Origin of the sequence: Rothia sp. 27098_8_29 (assembly GCF_041432785.1) — a bacterium.
GTDB lineage: Bacteria > Actinomycetota > Actinomycetes > Actinomycetales > Micrococcaceae > Rothia > Rothia mucilaginosa.
This window is the reverse complement of the sequence record NZ_JAPWAI010000001.1, coordinates 282318-304764: the sequence shown is the minus strand read 5'-3', so window position 1 is coordinate 304764 and position 22447 is coordinate 282318. Positions and strand designations below refer to the sequence as shown.

The following is a 22447-nucleotide window of genomic DNA, read 5'->3' as shown; positions in this document are numbered from 1 at the left end:
TTCGTCTGTTACAAGGCAGAAGCGGGAGTACTAGTGCTTCTGCTTGTAGTCAGCCATGAAGTTACCCAGACGCTCCAGGGCGCTGGTGAGGGTCTGAGTATCGGGCAGGAACACCAGGCGGAAGTGGTCCGGGTCCTTCCAGTTGAACGCGCGGCCGTGGCTGAAGAGAATCTTCTGGCTCTTGAGCAGATCTAGGGCGAACTGCTCGTCGTCGGTAATGTCGAAGCGCTCAATATCAATCTTCGGGAACAGGTAGAGCGCGCCGTCCGCGCTGGTGCAGCTGATGCCGTCAATCTCGTTGAGCATCTTGTGTGCCAGGGTGCGCTGCTCGTACAGGCGGCCGCCGGGAACGATCAGCTCGTTGATGGACTGGTAGCCGCCGAGCGCGGTCTGGATTGCGTGCTGTGCCGGAACGTTGGAGCACAGGCGCATGGAGGCGAGCAGGTGAATGCCTTCCAGGTAGCTTGCTGCGTCCTTCTTCGGGCCGGTGATAGCAACCCAGCCTGCGCGGTAACCGCAGACGCGGTACGCCTTGGACAGACCGGAGAAGGTCAGGCAGAGCACGTCGTCGCCGGTGAGGGTCGCCATGTTGATGGCTTCAGCACCGTCGTAAGTGATCTTTTCGTAGATTTCATCGGAGAACACGACCAGGCCGTGCTCACGTGCCAGGTCCACGATCTGCTTCAGAATCGAGCGCGGGTAGACAGCACCGGTCGGGTTGTTCGGGTTAATGACCACGATGCCCTTGGTGCGCTCGGTAATCTTCGACTTGATGTCTTCGATGTCCGGGTACCAGTTGTTTTCCTCGTCGCACAGGTAGTGCACGGGCTTGCCGCCCACCAGCGCGGTGGATGCGGTCCACAGCGGGTAGTCGGGCATGGGGACCAGGATTTCGTCGCCGGTCTCGCACAGTGCCTGCAGGGTCATCGGGATCAGCTCAGACACACCGTTACCCAGGTAGATGGAGTCGGTGTCGAGGTTCATGATGCCGCGGTTCTGGTAGTGCTGCACAATGGCGGTACGTGCCGAGTAGAGGCCGCGAGAATCGGAGTAGCCCTGGGTTTCGGGCAGGTGACGAATGATATCCATCATGATGGCATCTGGCGCCTCAAAGCCGAAGGGTGCGGGGTTACCAATGTTCAGCTTGAGGATGCGGTGGCCCATCGCTTCCATGCGATTGGCTTCATCCAGAATAGGGCCGCGGATGTCGTACAGGACGTTGCTCAACTTTGAGGACTGACGGTACTTCGTCATGATGATTTACTTTCTAGGGTGATCCAAAATGAATTGTGCTGCGTCATCATCTGCGATGGGGTTGGAACCGCTAGTCAGACGCAACAGGAACGAGAGGTTACCCGTGTCTAATGTAGATGATACGCGGTTAATTGCCGTCCGGGCGCTATCTGGCAGGGTACGGCGGATAATGGGCACCAGTTGCTGCTGCAAAAGCGCCGTCGAGGGGTCTTCCAGGGTGACCAGGCGATTCTCTTCAATCGCGGAGTCGCTGCTGTGCAGCAGGGTCACCTGCACGGTGTCTGCGGTGAGGGCGTTGACGCGCTCGGCGGGGTCGTCCTGAATCTTCGGGTCATGCACGCGGTAGCGGTAGAGGCTACGCAAAGAATCCACACCGTAGGTGCCGCTGGAGTACCCTGCCGGGATGGAGAACGCCAGGGAAGACTGCACCTCACGCAGGTTCGCGAGGGAGTTGAGCTTGTGGCGGGCACTCACGGCGCGGGTAGTGACCAGCACATCCTTGTTGGTGGCGCTAGCACCGTTGAGAAGCATGAGCTCTTCGGGCAGGATGCGCGAGATGGCGTTGGTCATGTCGGTGGTGCTCATGGCGCGCAGGTTGATGGGGTCAGCGGATCGGGTGGAGCTTGCCGAGGGGCTTGCGGTACCGTCCGTAGCATGTGCGGAGGCGGTGCTCTCCTCCGTGGTGGGGGTGGCCGCCGGGGGCAGGGTCACGCCTGCGGCTTGAGCGGAGGCACTCACGGAGGCGGCAATACGTTCGTTCTGTGCGGCGGCGGGGCTGATTTTGCCGTCGTCGGTCAGGTAGAGCAGCAGGTCTCCACTGTAGTCGATGACAAGGTCCAACGATTCAAGGGCCGCGGCAGTGGTGCTACCGGTTGCCTCGTCGTCGGGCAGAGTAGCGGTAGGGGTGGCGGAATTAGCCGAAGGAACCATGAGCCCGCGCAGGGCGGTAGCACGGCTGTTGTCGGTGTCGACAAGTTCAACGGAGTAGCCAATCTGTCGCAGGGCGCGCGCGTACACGTGCGCTACGGCGCGCATCTCACGCAGAGCACCGTAGCCGATACGCAGAGTACCGTAGCTGGATGCGGAAGGGTCCACCTGGGGGGTAGCGTCATTATTCCCGCAAGCGGCGAGCAGCGGCATGAGCGCCAGGGAGGTGAGCGCCGCACGGCGGGTGAGGGTCAGTCGGTTCATTAGGGAAGCTTCCGTGCGTTTTCATCGGCAAGAAATTCGCGGTATTCGCGTGCCCAGCTGGCGGCGTTGGAGTAGCCCATCATGGAGGCGACCTCGTCGATGAGGGTGCCGTAGCGGATGGTGTCTAGCTCAGCGATGGGTACCCAGCGTGCTGTGTCGGAGGATCCGTTGACCTCGTGGCGCAGTTCGCCGGTGACAATGTGGGCGCGGAAAACCACCCGCAGGGCGCAGAAGGGTAGCGCTTGCGGGTCTTTCTGGGTGGAACGCACGGGGAAGTGTCCGGCGTGCACACCCAGAATATCTTCAATGGCGACGCTGTAGCCGGTCTCTTCGAGGGTTTCCCTCAGCGCGGTCTCATCCGCCTGTTCACCGGGTTCCATGCCGCCGCCGGGCAGGGACCAGAGGGGGCTGAGCGCGCGGTCTTCGGGCACCCAGCGGGTCATGAGCAGCTTGCCCTGCTCAATGATCACTGCGTAGGCTGCGGGTCGGGTTTCCATTGCTAATGCCATGGTTTGATTTTACCGTCTATCGTTCGTTAGCGTTTCTTGCCGCGGCGTGCGCTGGCGGCTTTGGCGGACTGTCGAGCGTGCTGGCGCGCGTTACCGTTTTTCTTGGCGTTGGCGCGCTTTTTATCGCGTGCTTCGCGTCGGGCGTTGGCGGCTCGTGCCTTCGCTTTCGCCTTTGCCTTTTCGGCGGCGACACGTTCGGCGCGTGCCTGTCGGGTTTCACTACCGCGGTCGCTGGTTGCGGTGCGGCCGCGCACAATACCGATGAAGTCCTGCAGGAGCGCTTCGAGCTCTTCACTGCGCGGCTCGCCCTTGGGGGCGCGCGGCCAGACCAGGTGCACCGGGTAGGTGTCCAGACCGGCAACGGGGCGGTAGGTGAGGTCCTTGCGGTGGTAGAAACGCGCAATGGACATGGGCACAATGTACAGGCCCACACCGGCGGCAACCAGCTCGATGGTTTCCTTATCGGTCAGACCTTCGGGCACGATGCGCCCGGCGTTCTCACGCCATGCGCGGGAGACTTCTTCATAGGCGGGGATATCGGAGGCGGGCTGTAGCAGGAACTCTTCGGCAAGCTCCTCCACAGGCACCTCATCAAGCACGGTGAGTACATGGTCCACCGGCAGAATGACCACGGGCAGCTCCTCGTAGAGGCGGATGCTGTGGTACTTCTCGCCGTCGGTGCTTGCCGGTTCACGGTCGGGGCGCACAATACTCATGTGCGCGAAGGGGTTATCGGGTACGTCCTTACGCTCGATAGGGGCGTGTTCGGTAGCCTCGGCGCTATCCTCAGCGGGCGCCTCGGAGGCAGTTTCTTCCGCGGAGTTGAGGGCAGGGTCAATCAGGCACAGGTCCTGATGCAGGGAGTCCAGGCCGCGCGCCTCACGCACGGGCACCTCCGCCAGCTGCACGCGGTCGCCGTAACGCTCGTGCCAGCGGTTGAACCACTTGCCGGGCATAATCGCGGGCACGTAGCTAATGCGCAGCACAGAGCGCTGCAGCACGGGGATGGGCAGAGCCTCCGGGGACTGGATCATCGCCAGCTGCTCGGGATGCAGGTACACGCGGGCGGGGGCCTCGGTGGGCGCTTCGCTTTCTACCTGGTCGGTAGCGTTTTCGGGCGCGCTCTGCTCGGGGTCGATTGCGGTGAGGGCAGAGTCGTTGACGGGCTGCTCTTCGGGGGTGCCTGCGGTGGAGGATGCGGATGAACTCATCCCTCCACGCTAGCACATCTTGGGCGGGGGCATTGAGGGCAGGTGAGTGGCCTCAACCCGGCGAGATAGTGCACCTATCCCCCGCTGAAGGTAGGACTAGTTCTCGGCGATGTTATCCGCAGTGTTCTCAACGGTTTCGCGGTTAATGCGGCGTTCGCGCAGCTGAGTCACAATGACCAGCACCGTGATAACAATGGCAAGGGCGAGCGGGAACATCCACGGCTCCAGGCCGAGGGCCGCAAGAATTGCGAAGCCGATGGTGGTGTAAATACACGCCCACATGAAGGTTCCAACCAGCATCGCGGGAACCCAGCGACGCAGAGGCATTTTCGTGAAGCCGGTCGTGATGATGACCGCGGTTTGCAGACCCACGGTGAGAAAGCAGAGGGGCACAGCAATAACGCCCCACCGATTAATCAAGCGGCGCGCTTTACGGTAGAGCGGGCTGTCCATGGCTTTGCGGATGCGGTCGAGGCGGGCACCGCCTTCAGCAGCAAGCGCGCCAAGAGCGTACACGATGCTGGTGCGGACGATTCCGACCACCCACATGAAAGCTAGGGCAACCTCAATCGGGAGTGCGTCAAACCAATCTTTCACCCGGCTATTCTCTCATGAGTGGGCGATATTAACCTGATTGAAGGTTCTTTGAGGCTTCTTATTCGACTTTTGGAGGGGTCAGAAAATTTTTTTAAATTTTTTCAGCCGGGGGTTATTGCCCCTTGTCGCCTGCAATGGCGCGGATTTTACTTAGGGCAACCTTAGTTTATTGACAGGGTGTCGCTATTTTCAGCTTGTCACCCGCACGGGAATTAGGATATATTTTTATTACCGAATAGGGCAGGCCTTGTGGGAAGGCCTTCCTAATCGGTCTAGAAGACTTTCTTCCTGTGTGTGATGCTAGAAAAGGAACCCCATGGACGGGGTTCCTTTTCTTTTTAACTTCTTCCCAATCATCCCCAGGCATACAAAAACCCCGACAGTGTGAACTGTCGGGGTTTTATGCGTGTCTGGAGCAAAGTCTACTTCTTACCCTGGTTCTTGTCCTGGCGGTGCAGTGCACTCAGCGGCTTAGGCAGCTGAACCGGGTTCCAGGTGTTGCTAACCGCCTCAAAGGAGGAGCCGGCACCGGGGTGACGGTTCGTCGAACGAACACCGCCGGTCGCAGTAGCACCGGTCGAAAGAGCCGAATCGTTCAGCGAGGCGATATCCAGCGCGTCGAATTCGGAATCATCCAGGACATCCGGCAGAGGAATCTCTTCGGGAATCGGCTGAGCGGGAGCCTGAGTAGCAGGTGCCGCAGGTGCCTGACGGACGGGCGAACCGTCACGCAGAGCCTGGCGAGCCACCGGCTGATCCGGGTGAATTGCCGGCTGCTGTGCGGGAGCCGCTACCGGCTGTGCGGGAGCTACTACCGGCTGTGCAGGTGCCTGGGTGGCTGGTGCAGGCTGAGCTGCTACCGGCTTGGCGGGAGCCTGTACGGGTGCCTGAGCGGGCTGTGCAGGCTGAGGCAGGACAGGCTGGCTCGGAGCAACCGGAGCCTGCGCTACCCGCTGAGGCTGTGCCGCAGTACGCGGTGCACCGGAGGAAGTAGCGGAACCGCTCTCCTGATCGAAGAGCACGCTACCGCGGCGAATCGGTTGGAATCGACTCGGACGCTGCTGGCGACGCTCCTGACGGTGTGCGACGGGCGCCTCCGCCGCGCGGGCAGAACGGGCAGGTACGGCACGAGAAGAATGAGCAGGTGCCGCAGCAGGCGCTTCCGCACGAGGAGCCGCCTCGGGAGCCTCATCGGAGGACTCCACCGCGATGTGCGCGCGGCTCGGACGTGCCGCCTCGCGGTTCACACCGTGTATAGACTTGCGGGTAGTAGCCTCACGGGTGGCGGGGCGAGCATGATGTGCAGGCTCTTCAGCAACTTCAGGCTCCACACCCTCAGCCGCCGAGTCCTCTACAGGCTCAGAAGCATCATCGCCGGCTTCTTCATGTTCATCGGACTCTTCGTAGGCTTCGTCCTCAGCTTCGTCATCCTCATCATCTTCTGCCTTAGCTTGGCGTGCATCGCGGCTCGCCTTGACCTGGTTAGCAACAGACTCCAGCAGACCAAAACGGCTCACAGCCCATGCACCGCCGGCAAGAATCAGCAAGAGAACAGCCCAGCCCCACGCCAGCACACCAAAGAGCGCCAGAAGACCGGTAACCAGGGCAAGAACACCCAGACCGGCAGCAACCAGCAGGGCAATACCGCTCGGGCTCGAAGTATCAAAGTAGGACAGAGGCGAGGGCTTCGACTCCTCCACCACCGGAATCTCATCCGTGTAAGGGGCAGTCGGGGAAGATTCGCGAATCTGCGAAATAGAAGCCGTATCGGGCGCAGGCTGGGCGGATTCCTCCACCGTGTGGGAGGAACGGGAAGAAGCCTGCGGAAGAGCAGAAGACGGCAGAGAAGTACCCGGTGCCACCGCGTGATCGGAGGACTGGTATGCCTCCGACTCGTTCAGCAACACACCGGCGGAGGCGAGAATATCCTCCGCGGTACGCTCAGCACTAATCAGGGGACGTTCAGGCTCCATGACAGGGCCAGCGGGCGCGCGACGCAGGCTCCTGGGCACAAACCACAGCAGCAAAATCACGGTCAGAATTACCAACACGCCGGAGGTGTTCAAAAGCGTCATATTCAGGTCGCCCTCTATCGTCCCTTTATCCCTAGACTTTAATCATACCCTTATATTCCCAATGCTTTCCATAAGCGGCAAGAATCGGGCTGGATATGCACATATACCCCTGAAGGAATATGCACACTACAACGTCGTCGCGTCCCTGCACAAGGCACACCCTGGGCCCTCGCCCAGTAGCACCCCAAGCACATAATAGACACATACGACGCAAAGGAAGGCGCCCTCCCTTGGGGCTAAAACGCCCCACCGGAAAGAACGCCTTCCTCAGCGTGGTTGGTATTTATCGGTTGCCCTCTTTAGAGAGCGGGTGCAGAGTAATTAGCAGTTCTCTGCAACAAAGTCCTTCAGCCATGCGCGCAGGTCGTCACCGAACTCGGGGCGCTCAGCAGCAAGAATAACGTTTGCCTTCAGGTAGGACAGCTTGTCACCGGTGTCGAAACGGCGGCCGGAGAAGACCACACCGTAGACACCTTCGCCTTCGCCCTCACCCTGAGCCAGAGTCTGCAGAGCGTCGGTCAGCTGAATCTCGCCGCCGCGGCCCGGAGCGGTGTTCTCCAGAACTTCGAAGACCTTCGGGCTCAGAACGTAACGGCCAATCACAGCGTAGTTCGAGGGAGCCTCATCAGCAGCAGGCTTCTCAACCAGGCCGGTGATTTTAACGAAACCGTCCTCGCCTTCAACAGCCTCAATAGCAGCTGCGCCGTAAGCAGAAATAGCCTCGCGGGGAACCTCCATCAGAGCAACGACAGAACCGCCGGTGCGCTCCTGGACCTCCACCATGCGAGCGAGCAGGTCTTCCTTCTCGTCAATCAGGTCATCGCCGAGCAGAACAGCGAATGCTTCGTCACCAACGTGGCGCTTTGCGCGCAGAACAGCGTGGCCCAGACCCTTGGGGTCGCCCTGACGCACGTAGTGCAGGTCGCCACCCATCTCATTGGTAGCTACCACGGATGCGAGTAGGGCGTCCTTACCCTGCTCAGCGAGCTGCTGCTCCAGAACGGGAACGCGGTCGAAGTGATCCTCGAGAGCGCGCTTGTTACGGCCGGTAATCATCAGAACGTCGTTCAGACCGGCACGGATTGCTTCCTCCACCACGTACTGAATCGCGGGGCGATCAACGACGGGGAGCATTTCCTTGGGGGTTGCCTTCGTTGCGGGCAGGAATCGGGTGCCCAGACCAGCAGCAGGAATAACTGCCTTAGTAACAGACTTAATTTCAGTAGCCATGCCACAAGAATACCCTAAGTTGTAAAGTACTTAAGGCGATTTATAGACACTATGACATGAAAAAATCTTCAACGTGACTAACTACATATCCACAGCGGCCCATTCTTCGGTGTGCAAAGAAAATGCACCCCACAGAACTCAGCACTATTTTTCTCAAACCCTATACTAAAAAGTGGAATCCACGTCCCCGCAGATATAGGTCAATTTTCACCACCCACCAGGGCAGTTTTACCCTGCGCACGGATACCTCTCAGCATAGAGTGAACGCACCTTACTTCCTACGGGACGCGCCACTCCCCAACCCTTCACACAAGACCCGCAACGACGATGGGACACACCATGCACCTCAACACAACCCCCGCCACCAGCAACTCCGACGCCGGTGCCAGCGCAGACGATATCTCCCTAGACAAAGACATTCTCCGCTCCCAAATCCGCCCGCGCCGCCTCACCGCACGCAGCCACCGCGGCGAACACGGACAGCAACATCTGACTGACCTTTTCACCCACCACATTCTCGAGGCGGTTGCGCAGCGGGTCCACTCCCCCGGTACCATTGCGGCGTATCTGCCCACCAAATCTGAGCCGCCCATTGTCCAAGCACTAAACGCTCTCCATGAGCAGGGACACCGCATCCTCGTGCCCGTCGTACGCCCCGGTCGCAAACTCGCCTGGGTGCACTGGGACCCCACCGTTGAGCATCCGCTCAGCCCCATGGGCATCCCCGAACCCGAAGGCGAAGAACAAGACACGCAAGCATTCATTGACGCCGACCTGCGCCTCATCCCCGCCCTTGCTTTTGATGCAGGCGGGCACCGCCTCGGTCAGGGAGGCGGCTACTACGACCGCATTATCCCCCTGCTCAGCGACCAGCAGCTCACCGGCCGGAGCATCGGCATTGTCTTCAGCGACGAAATCTACGAAGCCATTCCCTACGACCAGTGGGACGCTATTCTACCGGTGATTCTCACCGAGCGGGGCATTTTCCTCGCTCACCAGCAGGGCTAAAAGCACCCGGCTCACCCACGCCCGATTCGCTCTTGATTGACACCCAAATCTTTATGCAAAAACGCAAAGATATGCAGGAACACACCAACAAAATCACTCAGGAAAAAGGTAAAAAGAAACAGAAATAGCTATTTGAGAAGAAAACGCAAATAGCTCCCAACCTTTCAAAAGCGGTACACTCAAACCACGTTAATAAACCATCCCAGCGAAAACGGATACAGAAGGACAAAATGCCGGTCTACGTTTACCAGTGCAAGAATTGCAACCACGTCTTTGAACAGCGCCAGTCCTTTAGCGACGATGCACTGCGCATCTGCCCGCAGTGCGGCGAAGAAACCCTGCGCAAGCGCTACAACACCGTCGGAGTGACCTTCAAGGGCTCCGGCTTCTACAGCACCGACAAGGGCAACTCCTAAACGGGGTCCCACACCAGCCCAAAAGAGGGGCGGGGCAACACAGGTTGCCCCGCCCCTCGGCGTTTTAAGAAGTGCTCTCCCTCAGGAAGACGCTACACGATATTGTTACCCCAGTGCGGAGGACGCTGCTGACGCATCCATTCCAGACGCTCACGCTCCTCCGGGGTCAGCGGCTGCGCAGAAGCAGCCGCCTTCTGAGAACTCGCCTTCTGGGGGTTCTGCTTCTGGGCATCAGCTTTCTTCGGGGAAGCCCCCGCGGCAGAGGAAGTACCCGAAGCCACAACCGGAGGCGTCGTCACACCCACCAGCAGAGGCTCAGCCCCGCTCACCGAGCCGCCGCCGCTCACACGACGGTGACCGCGGCGAGGCTTCGGCGTCGACGAATAACTAGCCACGAACCTCAGCGCCCTCATCCATATCCAGGTAGTGCAGCACGCGCGCCACCACAGCGTCCGGATCGGCGAAAACCTCCAGGGTGCCCAGCGTAATGTAGTTCCAGCCCGTGCGGCTCAGACGCTCCGGCAGCAGGCGGGTACGCTCACGCACCGAAGCACGCGCATAATTCGGCTCACCATCGGAGCAGGCCACCAGCGGCATAGCCGCCGGAACACTCGGGTTCGAAGAGACCACGGGAGCCACACCCAGCGCGGGAACCGGCTCAGCCGCCAGCTTCTCCGGGGCGTGCGCAATCAGAGCGATATCGCCCTCACCGCGGGTCACACGCACACCGCGAGCCTGCAGACGCGCCACCAAATCGTTCAGCAGCCAGTCGCCCAAATCCGGGGTGTCCGCGTCGTCGGCGGCCAAGAACGCGTTACGCGGCAGGGTCTCCGGCACGCGCTGTGCCTTCGCTTCCACCTCTTCACGCGCCTGACGTTCCGCGTGTTCACGCAGCAGGTGGTAGAAATCCACCGCGCCATGATGCAGCTTCTGCGGGTCCAGCTCGGAGGGGTCAATGCACGAGACAATGCGCAGGGCACGGCGTGCACGAGTCAACGCCACCACAAAGCCCTGGCGGCCATGCTCAGCAGACAGCTGACCCAAATCGTAGGACGCCTGACCCAGGCGGGCACGACCCACACCCAGGGAGAAAATCACGGTATCGCGTTCAAGGGTCTCGGCGCGGGTCAGGTCGACCACGCGGAAAGACTCCTCACCGGCGGCGAAGAACGGCGCCAGCTGCGGGTACAGGCTCAGGGCGTGACGCACCGACTCAGCCACACGCTGAGCGTGCTTCGGGCTAGCCGTCACCACCGCCAGCGAACGATCCGGGGTACGGTAGGCGTGCTCAAGCACCAGGTTCGTCACGCGCTCCACTTCAACACCGGGCGAATCCAGGTTCGCGTTATCGCTCACTTTACCGCGAGTATCAATGTACTCAACGGTCAGCGAACCGGCGGGCTGGGCGGAGGCGCGGCTCACCGGAGCCGCATGCAGTTGCGAACCGTAGAACTCACGGTTCAGGTAGTCCAGAATCACCGGGTCCATGCTACGGTGCAGCATCGCCAGGGTGCGGTTGGGCAGTACGGTAGCGAGCACGTCGAAGGTGCTGTCCAGCTGCTCACCGGCCGGTTCCGGCGCCCCAAAAGTCGGGGCGGACACGATGAACGGCGAGGGGTAACCCGAATGCGGGTCGCCCAGGGCAATCACCTGGTCGGCGCGAGTAATCGCGGGCAGGTTCGCCGCCAGCGGGGTCGATTCGGAGTCCAGCAGCAGCACCGTATCAAAACGCATGGAGGCGGGAACCTTACGCGCCAGGGCGAAGGGGCTCGCAGTCCACAGCGGCAGCAGGGTACGTGCCATCACCGGGGCGTGAGTCAGCAGCTCCTCGAGCACGAACTCGTAGCCGCGCAGCTGGCTCTTCAGGTACGCTGCCTGATCATGCTCAGACTCAATACGCTCAGTCCACACGCGAGCAACCTTCGCCAGCAGACGCGCCGGGGCGCTAGTCATGTGGGCGTAGTCGGCACGGCGGAAACGGGACTCCATATCGCGCAGGCGGTCGCCGTCCAGCAGTTTACCCTCGTGATGCTGCAGCAAGAACTCCAGGGCAGACTGCCACCAGGCAAGCTCCAGTTCAGCGGAAACAACCTCGGTCGGAACCTGACGCGCGTACAGGTCATCGAGCAGCTCCGACAGGCCGCGCTCACGCAGCTTCTGGGTCAGGGCGTCACGCTCCGGCAGGGTCATGAGCAGCACGCGGTCCGCCATGAGGGCGTCCAGGCGCGCGTCCAGGGCATCCAGGTCGGTGCGTACAAAGTCGGTGCCCTCAACGGTGTCAGCCAGGACAATGCCTAGGCCCGCCAGTTCAGACACCAGGGAGTTCAGGGCGGCAGCCAGCTGATCCAGGTTCTCAGGAATCTGCGGGGTGCGGGGCGCCTCAATGTGGCGAATCCACTCGGCACGCTCGGCCTGAACAATCTTCAGCTGCTCGTGCAGGTCACCAATATTCACGCCGGGCAGGATGTACTCCTTTGCCGCGCGGCGCAGGCGGGAACGCTGCATACTGCTCATCTCGATGCCGTTCTCACGACGCCACGAACCGGATGCAGTCGCCGCAATCAGGTCGGTCACTGGACGGTCGTAGACGTCTGCGCGGAAACGCTTGAGCGTCTCACGGATGCGCATCAGAATCGCCAGCTGCGACTCCCACTCGGCGATGGTACGACCCGTGCGCAGACCCAGCATGGCGCTGGTGCGGTTCATTGCCTCGCGCAGGTTCAGCAGGGAGGACTTGAGGGTAATGACCAGGGCGTACGCCTCGGCGGCTTCCTCGTCATTGACTAGGCGGGCGCGGTACCACGGGGAGGTACGCGAAGCCGCCGCAAAACCATCAATCTCGCCTAGGCGCACCAGCTCGGCACGCACCTGCTCACGCTCCATGAGCGCATCAAGCATGGGTCGGTCAAAACGCACGCGGGTTGCCGGGCCGTCCTCGGAGGCGGTCAGCTCAGCCAGACGCTGTAACGCCGAGTAGACGGAAATCTGCCAGTTCGCGTCCTTGTTCAGCAGGGCGCGGGTGTGGTCGAGCAGCGCGGCGCGGGTCGCGACGAGCTCTTCGTTCAGGTCCTCGGAGTTCGGTTCTTCGGCACTCTCATTGCGCACAATGGCGCGAATGAACTCGGCGCGCTGAGCCTCGGAGTCGTGCTCGGCGAGCAGGTCGTAGCGCAGGCTCTCAATGCCGGTGCGCTTGAGCAGCGCCGAGAACTCGGCAAGGGTGGAGCGCTTCTCGCCCACCACGAGCACGGACTTACCGCGACCCATCAGCGCGGATGCAATGTTCACGGCGGTGCGCAACGGCTCGGTGCCGGGTGCCGCAGTGATAGTGAAGGAGAAACCGCTGACCGCGGTGTCGATAATCTCCTGGGCGTTCGCGTCAGCGTCCAGCAAGAGCATTTCTTCTGCCGGGTCGCGCTGGTCCAGGGGCTGCTGCAGGTTGTGGGCGTTGAGCTCGCGCGGCTTCACGCCGGGAACCTTCAGTGCCGCCAGGTCACGAACCAGCGGGGTGATGGCGGTGTGCGGCAGCTCGCCCAGGCTTTCCTTCAGGTCAGCAAAGGTGGAGATGAAATACTTCGACTCAATGGTCATGCCCGGAATACGACCGGCAGATGCGCGCATACGCTCGATAACCGGCTCGGGGTCCAGGCGAGACATGGAGTTTGCCAGCTGAGCCACGTCCATGGTGCCTAGGTCAATACCGTATTCCTGCTTAATCTGGCGGACCATTGCCGGGTTCAGGCGTGCGGAACCGGCGAGGCGCAGCTCGAAGTCGTCATCCTTCGGGTGCGGGGTGATGCTCAGCGGCGCCATGAGAATCGGTGCGATGAAGCGCTTCTCGTAGGCGGCGGCATCCTCGCGGGTGTCGTGCGACAGCCAGGAGGCAGTACCCGCCACGAAGTAGCCGGAGTCCAGGCCGTGGTCGGTGGCGAGTTCGTAGATCTTGGTGCGCAGGGTGCGGGCGGAGCGCATACCCGCCTCGAGCTGCGACTTGTCGCGCAGAATCGTGGAGAGGCGGGTCTTGCGTCCGGCGAGTAGCTGAGCCAGACCGGAGGGGTTTGCTTCGGACAGGTCGATGTGCACGTAGTCGACCTGGTTGAAGTCGAGCATCGCGTCCGGTCCGGTGTAGACGTCCATCTGTTCTGCCCAGCGCTCAAGCCCCGCCGAGGGGTCGAAGTCCTCGTGGGCGGGGTTCAGGTGTGCGGGCAGCTCGGCGATGTTGATTTCGTCGGCTACTTCGTGGGTTTCCTCTGCTGAGGTCGCGGCGGCTGCGGCGGGCTGAGCAGTATCAGCCGGGGTGCCGGGTGCGTGTTGCGCGTCGGTAGGCTCGGGAATCTGGTTCACGTCGTGAGTGTCCTTGTGGGTCAGTGCGGTGTACGTTTGCGCGTACACACCGAAGATGGTGGTTCTTCCGGGGTCCTCTGCCCGGTGTGCCCCATACGGGGCGGTGTCAGTGCGCGCCTGCGTGCTTAGTATGCCGGTGTGCTTACTTCGACCACATTGCGAGGTTGGCGGCGAGCAGCACTACGGTGACCAATACGTAGAAGACCATGGCGGGCAGAAGCGCCCAACGGTACTTGGGTGCCAGTTCGCCTTCCAGGTTGCCAAAGCGCAGGGAGCGGAAGAGGAAGAAGCTCAGGATTGCGCCGGGCAGGTTACCGATGATGACCAGCAGAATGGTCAGGTACAGGGCGTAGGCTCGTTCGGTGCGTTCGTTCTCTGCACCTGCGAACTTGAGGGTGCCGCCCAGCAGCAGGCTGAGGCATGCGTTCAGGAATGCTACGGTGAAGAAGGGAATCTTCAGGGCTGCTTGGAAGTCCATCTGGGAGTTCGCTGCGCCCAGAGCAATCCACAGCAGTAGCAGCGCGGGGATGATCATGAGGTACCAGAACAGGTACTTACGCATCTTCTCGGTGTTTTCGATGAGCGCGAAAATTGCGGTCACTGGGTGTCTCTTTCAGGTGATCTCAGGTGGATTCGGTCGGATTCAGGAGGAGTGAGTGAAGGGGCAGGTGGGCACAGTAATGCCTTGTCAGGCGTCGATTTCGCTCCCGCTGTTGAGGGCGTCATCCACCTGGTCCTGCAGGGACTCGCGGCGCTCATTCTCAACGAATTCAATGTAGCGGCGCACGATGTAGTCCAGCAGTACCGACAGCGCAACGAAGGAGTAGTAGGGCTTGCGCTGGGTGCTGATTTGGGTGGGGGTCGTCTGGTAATGCAGGGAATACTCGGCGTGTGAAGACATGTAGTTCACACCAATGGCGGTCACCGCAATCATGGGGATGCGGCGCAGCGCCAGCATCTTAATGTGTTCGCGCATGTTCTCGGTCTGACCTGAAAAGGACACAATAATGACCACGTCGTCCTGGGTCATATTGTTCATGGCGCTTTCGAACTCATTGCGCGCCGGGATGACCTGGCAGAACTTACCGCACACCTGCATGGACTTGGTAAATTCCTGCACGGCGTTGCGCTGCGCGTAGCCGGTACCGAAGCAGTACACGGTGCGAGCCTCATGGATGCGCTTGAGCAGTCCGCTCAGTTCCATGTGCTCGAGGTAGTCGTAGGTGCGCTGAATATCTTCGCGACCGCTCTCAATGAACCGCGGGTTGAAAGGTTCGCTGCGGTTCAGAGAGGACTTAATGAAGTACTTCAACTCGGCAAATCCGGAGAAGTTCAGCTTCTTCGTCAGGCGGATAATTGAGCTGGTCGAAGTATAGGTTTTATGTGCCAGAGAGTTGATCGTTGACTCTGCAACGAACTCTTCGTTTTCTAGCATGAATGCCAAAATTTCCCGTTCAGTTTCACTGAATCGGTGCTGGTTCGCATTCACGACGTCTTGTAAATCCACTCAAAGCTCCTGAATCCGATGGTGAGCAATATATAAATAGTACACGCTCTAGAGTCATCGGCCAGGGTGGGTGAGGACGGTCATCTCTCACTTTGAGTGTGTATGCCAACAGATTTGAACTGGGTATGCGCCTGGTACGTGTCCGGGTACAGCTTCGCCGGCGGCATCGGTGTTATCCGATACCGCCGGCGAAGTCTATACCTTATGAGGCGTTATGCCGTCAGGTGGCTGAAAGCTGAAGTCTCTTAGGAGAGGGTCTTAGCTTCGTTCACCATGGTCTCGAAACGCTCGCGAACCTGGGGAACGTCCATGCCGACGATGACCTGGAATGCCTTGCCCTTGCGGACGAGGCCCAGAGCACCTGCATTCTTGAAGTCTGCATCCGAGGTGCTGACGAGGGACTCATCAGCAACGGAGACACGCAGGCGGGTTGCGCAGTTGTTCACGGTGGTGATGTTCTCTGCGCCACCAAGCAGTTCGAGGAAGCCCGCTGCGCGGGGTGCGTAGAGGTCGCCGTCAGCTGCGGGAGCTGCTGCGCCGCCGTCCTTCTCAGCAGCCTTAGCAGCCTTGTACTCTGCCTTGCTGTAGAGCTTGGTCTCGCCACCGTCTTCTTCACGACCGGGGGTCTTGAAGTCGAACTTCAGAATCATGAAGCGGAAGACCAGGAAGTAGATAACGGTGAAGCACAGGCCCACACCGATCTGCATGAGGTAGGTGCCGGAGTGGTTTGCCCACAGCGGGATCCAGTTCTGGAACAGGAAGTCGAGCAGACCGCCACCCATGTAACCAACCAGACCCAGCTGGTACATGATTGCAGCCATGGTTGCTGCCAGGATTGCGTGAACCAGGAACAGCGGGGGTGCCAGGAACAGGAAGGTGAACTCGAGGGGCTCGGTGATACCGATCAGGATTGCGGTGAGGCTGACGGGGATCAGCAGAGCGAGAACTTCCTTGCGCTTCTCGGGACGAGCAGTGGTGTAGAACGCCGCTGCGATACCGATGGGTGCGAAGACCTTCGAGTTACCGTGCAGTGCGAAGCCGCCGCCGGGGAACAGTTCCTTCAGGGGCTTGTCGCTCTTTGCGAACTCGGTCAGGTGGGTCGGCCAGTCCTTAGCAATACCGTTCGGGGTAACAACATTACCGAAGACGAACGGGGAGTAGATGAAGTGGTGCAGACCGGTCGGAATCAGGAAGCGCTCGAGGAAGGTGTAAACCCACACGCCGAGTGCGCCGGATGCGATGAAGAAGCCCTGCAGGGAGGAGATGCCGTGCTGAGCGTAGGGCCACAGCCAGGAGAACAGGAATGCCACGGGCATCATCAGGAAGAAGCAGACGCCGTAGACGAACTGGGAACCCTGGAAGATGCCGAGGAAGTCGGGCAGCTTCTTGTCGAACCAGCGGTTGTGTGCCCACACCACGATTGCAGAGATGATGATGGCACCGAAGATACCGGTGTCCATGGTCTTGATACCGGCGATCATCTTCAGACCGGTACCTGCCGCGCTCTTAGAGATGTCGGTGGTGTAGTCCAGGTCGAAGAAACCGGTGCCGCCCTTGCCCCATACCTTGAGCATGGTGCCGACGAAGTAGTTGAAGGTCAGGTAGACCATTGCAGCTTCCATCACTGCACGTGCGTTAGCGGTCTTTGCCAGTGCAATGGGCAGACCGATCACGAAGAGCAGTTCCATCTGGTTGAAGACGGTCCATGCGCCGGACTCCCAAACGGACCAGAAGTGGTTCCACGCGCTTTCCTTGTCAGCAGCGAGGGGAATCAGGTCGCCGTTCTGTGCAATGATCGCAATACCGACCGCGAGGCCAGCGAATGCGAAGAGAAGAACGGGTGCCAGCATGGCAGAGCCGAACCTCTGTACTTTTTCCATCATGAGGCTATACGCCCTTTCGGGTTGTCGAGTGAGCGGACGCAGGTGCCGGCGATCGTTGCCGGTCTGCGGTGGCAACGCCGTATCTTTATACCCTCAAACGAAAGTATATGAGACGGGTGCCACATATCCTGCGTGCGCTAAATGCCGAATGTGTTTTAGACAGAAACAATAATGCCAGGTCATACCTGCCCACAGGTACCAAAACTGTGAGTTTTGAAAGAGTTTTTCAGAACCTGAAACATATCCCGGCACTGGTTAAAAATACTTGCTGCAGATGAGACTTTTTCCCTATTACCTAGCGCACAGAATCGATAGCATAAACAGTGCGCCCATAGAGGTCAGAGTGCATAAACACTCACCACCTCAATACGCGGTGCGCATATCATTCTTCAACCTCACACATACCCCGGACTTAATACATGCGCTTCCTCACCCTCAATACGCACAGCTGGTGCGAAATCCACCAGATTGCCAAGATCCGTACCCTCGCCAAGTTCATTATTGAACAGCAGGTGGACGTTATCGCCCTCCAGGAGGTCAACCAGCTGACCTCCACCCCCGTGGTGGAACATCCCCTCCACTTCCGCGGCGGCGCGGGTATTCCGGTCCGTGAAGACAACTACGCCCTGCTCCTCGTGCGCGCGCTGGAGGCGCTCGGCGCCCGCTACGAGTGGACCCTCACCGAGACCCACCTCGGGTGGGAGCGCTACGACGAGTGCGTGGCCGTCCTCTCGCGCCTGCCGATTCGCGGTATCAAGCCCATCAATATGTCCCCCGACTACACCTACTTCCAGGTGCAGCGCCGCGCAGCACAGGCAACGCTCATCGAAACTGAGACGGGCACCTTCTGGTGCGCCACCACCCACATGTCCTGGTGGGACTTCGACGGCGAGCCCCTCTTCGCGCAGGAATACGCACACCTCTCGCAGGAGCTTGCCGAGTGCGCCCGCACCGCACCGGTACTGCTCGGCGGCGACTTCAACTCCGCAGCACATCTGAGCAATGAAGGCTACGCGCTGGTCACCTCCAGCGGCATGGTGGATACCCGATCCCTAGCGGAGCACACCGACGGCGAGAACACCGTCCACCGCGAAATCGCCGGCTGGGAAGGTAGCACGGATGCCAAGCGCATCGACTTTGTCTTCGCTGACCGCCTGGTCGACGTGGTATCCCACGCGGTTGTCTTCCGGGATAACTCCCCCGAGGCGATTTCCGATCACAGCGGCCTGCTCCTGGAGATTGACCCCGCAAGCTGGGCCCCTCAGAGCGTCCTGACGCCCCTCACCACCCAGCACTAAGGGCATCAGACTTTAGCCGCCCACAGAGCGGCCCCACACAACACTCATCCATACCAAGGAAAGGAAGAACAATGACGACCCAGATCCAGTGGTGGCAGGAACCCGTTGTCTACCAGATTTACCCCCGCTCCTTCAACGACTCCAACGGCGACGGCATCGGCGATCTGCCCGGCATTACCGAGAAGATTCCGTACCTGGCAGACCTCGGCATCGAAGTACTGTGGCTCTCCCCCATCTACGCTTCCCCGAACGATGACAACGGCTACGACATCTCCGACTACCGCGCCATCATGACCGAGTTCGGCACCATGGAAGACTTCGATGAGCTACTCGAAACCGCACACAAGCACGGCATCAAGCTCATGATGGACCTGGTCGTCAACCACACCTCCGACGAGCACGAATGGTTCAAACAGGCACGCTCCTCCAAGGACAACCCCTACCGCGACTACTACATCTGGCGCGACCCCAAGGGCTTCGACGAGGACGGCAAGCCGATTCCGCCGAACAACTGGATTTCCTGCTTCAGCCCCTCCGTGTGGGAATGGGACGAGGCGACCGGCCAGTTCTATCTGCACTACTTCTCCGTCAAGCAGCCCGACCTGAACTGGGAGAACCCGAAGGTCCGCGAAGAGGTCTACGACATCATGCGCTTCTGGCTGGACAAGGGCGTGGACGGCTTCCGCATGGACGTCATCAACCTAATTTCTAAGGACCTCTCCTTCCCCGAGGACCCGGCAGTCCTCGCTGGCGGCCTCGACAACTGCCTGGCTGTCGCAGCGAACGGCCCGCGCGTGCACGAATTCCTGCAGGAGATGAACCGCGAGGTCCTGAGCAAGTACCCGGTCATGACCGTGGGCGAAACCCCCTGCGTGACCGTGGACGACGCCGCACTCTACACCGGTTTCGACCGCAACGAGCTGCAGATGGTGTTCCAGTTCGAGCACATGGACGTAGACGCCTCCGAAGGTGGCGTGACCGGCAAGTGGTCCGACCGCCGCTTCAACCTGGTTGACCTCAAGAAGGTCCTCACCCACTGGCAGGAAGGCCTGCACGGCCGCGGCTGGAACTCCCTGTACTGGAACAACCACGACCAGCCGCGCACCGTCTCCCGCTTCGGTAACGACTCCCCCGAGTACCGCACCGTCAGCGCCAAGATGCTGGGTACCGTGCTGCACCTGATGCAGGGCACCCCCTACATCTACCAGGGCGAAGAGCTGGGCATGACCAATGTCTTCTTCGACGACGTCAAGGACTACAACGACCTGGAGATTCACGACTCCTGGCGCAAGTACGTTGAAGAGTCGGGCCGCGTCTCCGCGGAGGACATGCTTCGCTACATCAGCGCCTCCGGCCGCGATAACGCCCGCACCCCCATGCAGTGGACCGCTGGCGAGAACGCAGGCTTCACCTCCGGCACCCCGTGGCTGAAGCTGAACCCGCGCTACACCGAAATCAACGCGGAGGCAGAGCTCGCTGACCAGGATTCGGTGTTCTACCACTACCGTGACCTGATTAGCCTGCGCCGCGAGCACCCGATTGTCCTGACCGGCGAGTACCGCCTGCTGGATGAAGAGGATGACCAGGTTTACGCCTACCTGCGCGTGAACTCCGATGAGGACGCCGCCGCAACCGGCGAGCGCGCACTGCTGGTCGTCGCGAACTTCACCGATGACACCGTTCAGCTAAACTACGCGGGTGGCAACCTGGATTCGGTGGTACTGACCAACTCGCAGGCACTCTCCCCGACTGAGCTGAAGGCAATCGAGAACACCCCGAAGCTGATTAGCTCGAACTACCGCGATGAGAACCGCGAGTTCACCGACGAGGGCACCCTGCTGCGCCCCTACGAGGCGAAGGTGTACCTCTTCGGTAACGCCAAGTAGTCGTACCCCACTCATACTGTGCGAAGGGGGACCAGAAACGGACATTCCGGTCCCTCTTCGCCCTATACTTTAATCACAGACAAAATTTGTTCCTCTTTTCGGCTGGATGGCCGGTATAGAAAGGCAATTATGAGCAACTCCGAGGCATACGAGGTTCCCTCCTACGAAGGCCGCCAGTGGTGGAAGGAAGCCGTGGTGTACCAGGTGTACCCCCGCTCCTTCAACGACGCTAACGGCGACGGTATCGGTGATCTGAAGGGCATTATCGAGAAGCTGCCCTACCTGGCTAAGCTGGGCATCAACGTCATTTGGCTCTCCCCCGTGTTCGACTCGCCGAACGTGGACAACGGCTACGATATCTCTGACTACTTCGCGATCATGGGTGACTTCGGCACCATGGAAGACTTCGACGAGATGCTTGAAACCGCCCACAAGCACGGCATCAAGATCCTGATGGACCTGGTCGCAAACCACACCTCCGATGAGCACCCCTGGTTCAAGGAATCCCGCTCCTCCAAGGACAACCCCTACCGCGACTACTACATTTGGAAGGACCCGAAGGGCTTCGACGAGGACGGCAACCCGATTCCTCCGAACAACTGGGCGTCCGAGTTCGGCGGCCCGGCGTGGGAGTGGGACGAGGCGACCGGCCAGTTCTACCTGCACATCTTCTTCAAGGAACAGCCCGACCTGAACTGGGAGAACGAGAAGGTTCGCGAGGACCTGTACTCCATGGTCCGCTGGTGGCTGGACAAGGGCGTTGACGGCTTCCGCCTGGACGCTATCAACATCATCTCCAAGCCCGAGGGCTACCCGGATGACCCCTCCACCGACTATGAGAAGCACACTTCCTCGATTCCGTTCGTCATTACGAACGGCACCATGGTGCACCCGTGGATGAAGGAACTCACCCGCGAGACCTTCAGCCGCTACGACGTGATGACCGTGGGCGAGACCAGCGCAACCAGCCCCGAGGACGCTAAGCTGTGGGCTGGCTACCACACCGGTGAGCTGAACATGATCTTCCACTTCGATCACATGGGCGTGGATAACGACCCGAACGGCAATCTGGGCGGCAAGTGGTCCTACGCACCGTACAAGCTGACCGAGCTCAAGCGCATCCTGAACGACTGGCAGACCACCCTGGAGGGTAACGCCTGGGGTTCGCTGTACTGGAACAACCACGACCAGCCGCGCGTTGTCTCTCGCTTCGGTAACGATTCGGATGAGTTCCGCACCCTGTCCGCTAAGCAGCTGGCGACCACTCTGCACTTCATGCAGGGCACCCCGTACATTTACCAGGGTGAAGAGCTGGGCATGACCAACGTGAAGTTTGATTCGATTGAGGATTACCGCGATGGTGACTCGATCCGCTTCTACGAGGACATGCACGTTGATCACAAGCGTCTGAGCCACGAAGAGGCGATGCAGGCGATTTACATTAAGGGCCGCGATAACGCTCGTACCCCGGTTCAGTGGGATGCCTCCGCGAACGGTGGTTTCAGCCCCGAGGGTGTTACCCCGTGGATTGCTGTGAACCCGAACTACCCGGTGATTAACGCTGAGGCTGTTCTGGCTGATGAGGATTCGATTTTCTACCACTACCAGCAGCTGGTGGCTCTGCGCCGCGGCAAGCTGAAGGACCTGATGGTTTACGCGTCCTTCGCTCCGGTGGATTCGGTTCAGGTTCCGCACAACGAGGATGAGGCTGTGTACGCGTACACCCGTACCGGTGGTGTGGATGGCAGCCCCGCGAACGAGTCTTTGCTGGTTGTTTCGAACTTCACTGCTGAGGAGCAGGAGCGCGACTTCGCTGTGCTTTCTGAGGCTCGTGAGGCTGGTGCTCGTGTTGAGCTGGTGAGCTCGAACTACAAGGACGATGCGGGTTCGACCCTGCGCCCCTACGAGGCGAAGGTGTACCACATCGTTCGCTAAGCGTTGTAGCTCGTTGAGTGCTACGGCGTGCCGATAAGGTGATAGACAGCAGAAGGAGGGTGAGGCTTATGCCCCGCCCTCCTTTTGTGTTGTCTCCTGCATTCTC

General features: G+C 60.2%; 17 protein-coding genes. 5 read left to right on the top strand and 12 right to left on the bottom strand.

Annotation, left to right across the window (positions count from 1 at the left end):
- Positions 1-30: 30 nt before the first annotated feature.
- From O3649_RS01270 to galU, 7 genes are all read right to left on the bottom strand, one after another.
- A complete protein-coding gene (locus O3649_RS01270; protein WP_294643817.1) occupies positions 31-1254 on the bottom strand; it encodes a pyridoxal phosphate-dependent aminotransferase in 1224 nt (407 codons plus the stop codon).
- A gap of 6 nt (positions 1255-1260) precedes the next feature.
- Complete coding sequence (locus tag O3649_RS01265; RefSeq protein ID WP_371572382.1) at positions 1261-2445, bottom strand: glycine betaine ABC transporter substrate-binding protein; 1185 nt, start codon at positions 2443-2445, stop codon at positions 1261-1263.
- Positions 2445-2942 carry an NUDIX domain-containing protein gene (locus O3649_RS01260; RefSeq protein ID WP_044150240.1) on the bottom strand — a complete coding sequence of 166 codons (498 nt, stop codon included), beginning with the start codon at positions 2940-2942 and terminating at the stop codon, positions 2445-2447. The genes O3649_RS01265 and O3649_RS01260 overlap by 1 nt, the downstream gene beginning before the upstream one ends.
- A 38-nt stretch (positions 2943-2980) precedes the next feature.
- Positions 2981-4165 (bottom strand): LysR substrate-binding domain-containing protein, encoded by a 1185-nt coding sequence (locus tag O3649_RS01255; protein ID WP_141752123.1) that lies wholly within the window; start codon positions 4163-4165, stop codon positions 2981-2983.
- Between the two features lie 96 nt (positions 4166-4261).
- Positions 4262-4762, bottom strand: coding sequence for a DedA family protein (locus O3649_RS01250; protein ID WP_049341824.1), 501 nt, complete (start codon positions 4760-4762; stop codon positions 4262-4264).
- Positions 4763-5184: 422 nt separating this feature from the next.
- Entirely contained in the window at positions 5185-6837 is a 1653-nt protein-coding gene (locus O3649_RS01245; protein ID WP_371572380.1) for a hypothetical protein, read from the bottom strand.
- Positions 6838-7158: 321 nt separating this feature from the next.
- Complete coding sequence (galU, locus tag O3649_RS01240; protein WP_005508447.1) at positions 7159-8067, bottom strand: UTP--glucose-1-phosphate uridylyltransferase GalU; 909 nt, start codon at positions 8065-8067, stop codon at positions 7159-7161.
- A gap of 339 nt (positions 8068-8406) precedes the next feature.
- Here galU and O3649_RS01235 point away from each other — a divergent pair, with 339 nt between their 5' ends.
- Positions 8407-9075, top strand: a complete 669-nt coding sequence (locus tag O3649_RS01235) for a 5-formyltetrahydrofolate cyclo-ligase (protein WP_294632014.1) — start codon at positions 8407-8409, stop codon at positions 9073-9075.
- Between the two features lie 230 nt (positions 9076-9305).
- Complete coding sequence (locus tag O3649_RS01230) at positions 9306-9491, top strand: FmdB family zinc ribbon protein (protein ID WP_005508445.1); 186 nt, start codon at positions 9306-9308, stop codon at positions 9489-9491.
- Positions 9492-9583: 92 nt separating this feature from the next.
- Here O3649_RS01230 and O3649_RS01225 read toward each other — a convergent pair whose 3' ends face one another.
- The 5 genes from O3649_RS01225 to O3649_RS01205 form a co-directional block, all read right to left on the bottom strand.
- Positions 9584-9886: a hypothetical protein gene (locus O3649_RS01225; RefSeq protein WP_141744676.1), complete on the bottom strand. Its 303-nt coding sequence runs from the start codon at positions 9884-9886 to the stop codon at positions 9584-9586.
- Positions 9879-13880 carry a DNA helicase gene (locus O3649_RS01220; protein ID WP_294632016.1) on the bottom strand — a complete coding sequence of 1334 codons (4002 nt, stop codon included), beginning with the start codon at positions 13878-13880 and terminating at the stop codon, positions 9879-9881. Before O3649_RS01220 ends, O3649_RS01225 begins: the two co-directional genes overlap by 8 nt.
- Before the next feature lie 94 nt (positions 13881-13974).
- Positions 13975-14433 carry a hypothetical protein gene (locus tag O3649_RS01215; RefSeq protein WP_049341819.1) on the bottom strand — a complete coding sequence of 153 codons (459 nt, stop codon included), beginning with the start codon at positions 14431-14433 and terminating at the stop codon, positions 13975-13977.
- 87 nt (positions 14434-14520) lie between these two features.
- A complete protein-coding gene (locus O3649_RS01210) occupies positions 14521-15321 on the bottom strand; it encodes a MurR/RpiR family transcriptional regulator (protein WP_371573055.1) in 801 nt (266 codons plus the stop codon).
- Positions 15322-15584: 263 nt separating this feature from the next.
- A complete protein-coding gene (locus O3649_RS01205) occupies positions 15585-17222 on the bottom strand; it encodes an alpha-glucoside-specific PTS transporter subunit IIBC (protein ID WP_371572377.1) in 1638 nt (545 codons plus the stop codon).
- A 419-nt stretch (positions 17223-17641) separates the two neighbouring features.
- Between O3649_RS01205 and O3649_RS01200 the strand changes: the two genes are divergently transcribed.
- The 3 genes from O3649_RS01200 to O3649_RS01190 all read left to right on the top strand — a co-directional run bounded on the left by O3649_RS01200 (position 17642) and on the right by O3649_RS01190 (position 22341).
- Positions 17642-18520, top strand: a complete 879-nt coding sequence (locus O3649_RS01200) for an endonuclease/exonuclease/phosphatase family protein (RefSeq protein WP_314099957.1) — start codon at positions 17642-17644, stop codon at positions 18518-18520.
- A 71-nt stretch (positions 18521-18591) separates the two neighbouring features.
- Positions 18592-20406 carry an alpha-glucosidase gene (locus O3649_RS01195; RefSeq protein ID WP_070685549.1) on the top strand — a complete coding sequence of 605 codons (1815 nt, stop codon included), beginning with the start codon at positions 18592-18594 and terminating at the stop codon, positions 20404-20406.
- 129 nt (positions 20407-20535) lie between these two features.
- Positions 20536-22341: an alpha-glucosidase gene (locus tag O3649_RS01190; RefSeq protein WP_314099953.1), complete on the top strand. Its 1806-nt coding sequence runs from the start codon at positions 20536-20538 to the stop codon at positions 22339-22341.
- The last annotated feature ends 106 nt before the right edge of the window (positions 22342-22447 follow it).

Bases quoted from the DNA above. Each gene is read 5' to 3' on its own strand.
- O3649_RS01270 (WP_294643817.1), bottom strand. From the start codon at position 1,254: ATGACGAAGTACCGTCAGTCCTCAAAGTTGAGCAACGTCCTGTACGAC.
- O3649_RS01265 (WP_371572382.1), bottom strand. From the start codon at position 2,445: ATGAACCGACTGACCCTCACCCGCCGTGCGGCGCTCACCTCCCTGGCG.
- O3649_RS01260 (WP_044150240.1), bottom strand. From the start codon at position 2,942: ATGGAAACCCGACCCGCAGCCTACGCAGTGATCATTGAGCAGGGCAAG.
- O3649_RS01255 (WP_141752123.1), bottom strand. From the start codon at position 4,165: ATGAGTTCATCCGCATCCTCCACCGCAGGCACCCCCGAAGAGCAGCCC.
- O3649_RS01245 (WP_371572380.1), bottom strand. From the start codon at position 6,837: ATGACGCTTTTGAACACCTCCGGCGTGTTGGTAATTCTGACCGTGATT.
- galU (WP_005508447.1), bottom strand. From the start codon at position 8,067: ATGGCTACTGAAATTAAGTCTGTTACTAAGGCAGTTATTCCTGCTGCT.
- O3649_RS01235 (WP_294632014.1), top strand. From the start codon at position 8,407: ATGCACCTCAACACAACCCCCGCCACCAGCAACTCCGACGCCGGTGCC.
- O3649_RS01230 (WP_005508445.1), top strand. From the start codon at position 9,306: ATGCCGGTCTACGTTTACCAGTGCAAGAATTGCAACCACGTCTTTGAA.
- O3649_RS01205 (WP_371572377.1), bottom strand. From the start codon at position 17,222: ATGATGGAAAAAGTACAGAGGTTCGGCTCTGCCATGCTGGCACCCGTT.
- O3649_RS01200 (WP_314099957.1), top strand. From the start codon at position 17,642: ATGCGCTTCCTCACCCTCAATACGCACAGCTGGTGCGAAATCCACCAG.
- O3649_RS01195 (WP_070685549.1), top strand. From the start codon at position 18,592: ATGACGACCCAGATCCAGTGGTGGCAGGAACCCGTTGTCTACCAGATT.
- O3649_RS01190 (WP_314099953.1), top strand. From the start codon at position 20,536: ATGAGCAACTCCGAGGCATACGAGGTTCCCTCCTACGAAGGCCGCCAG.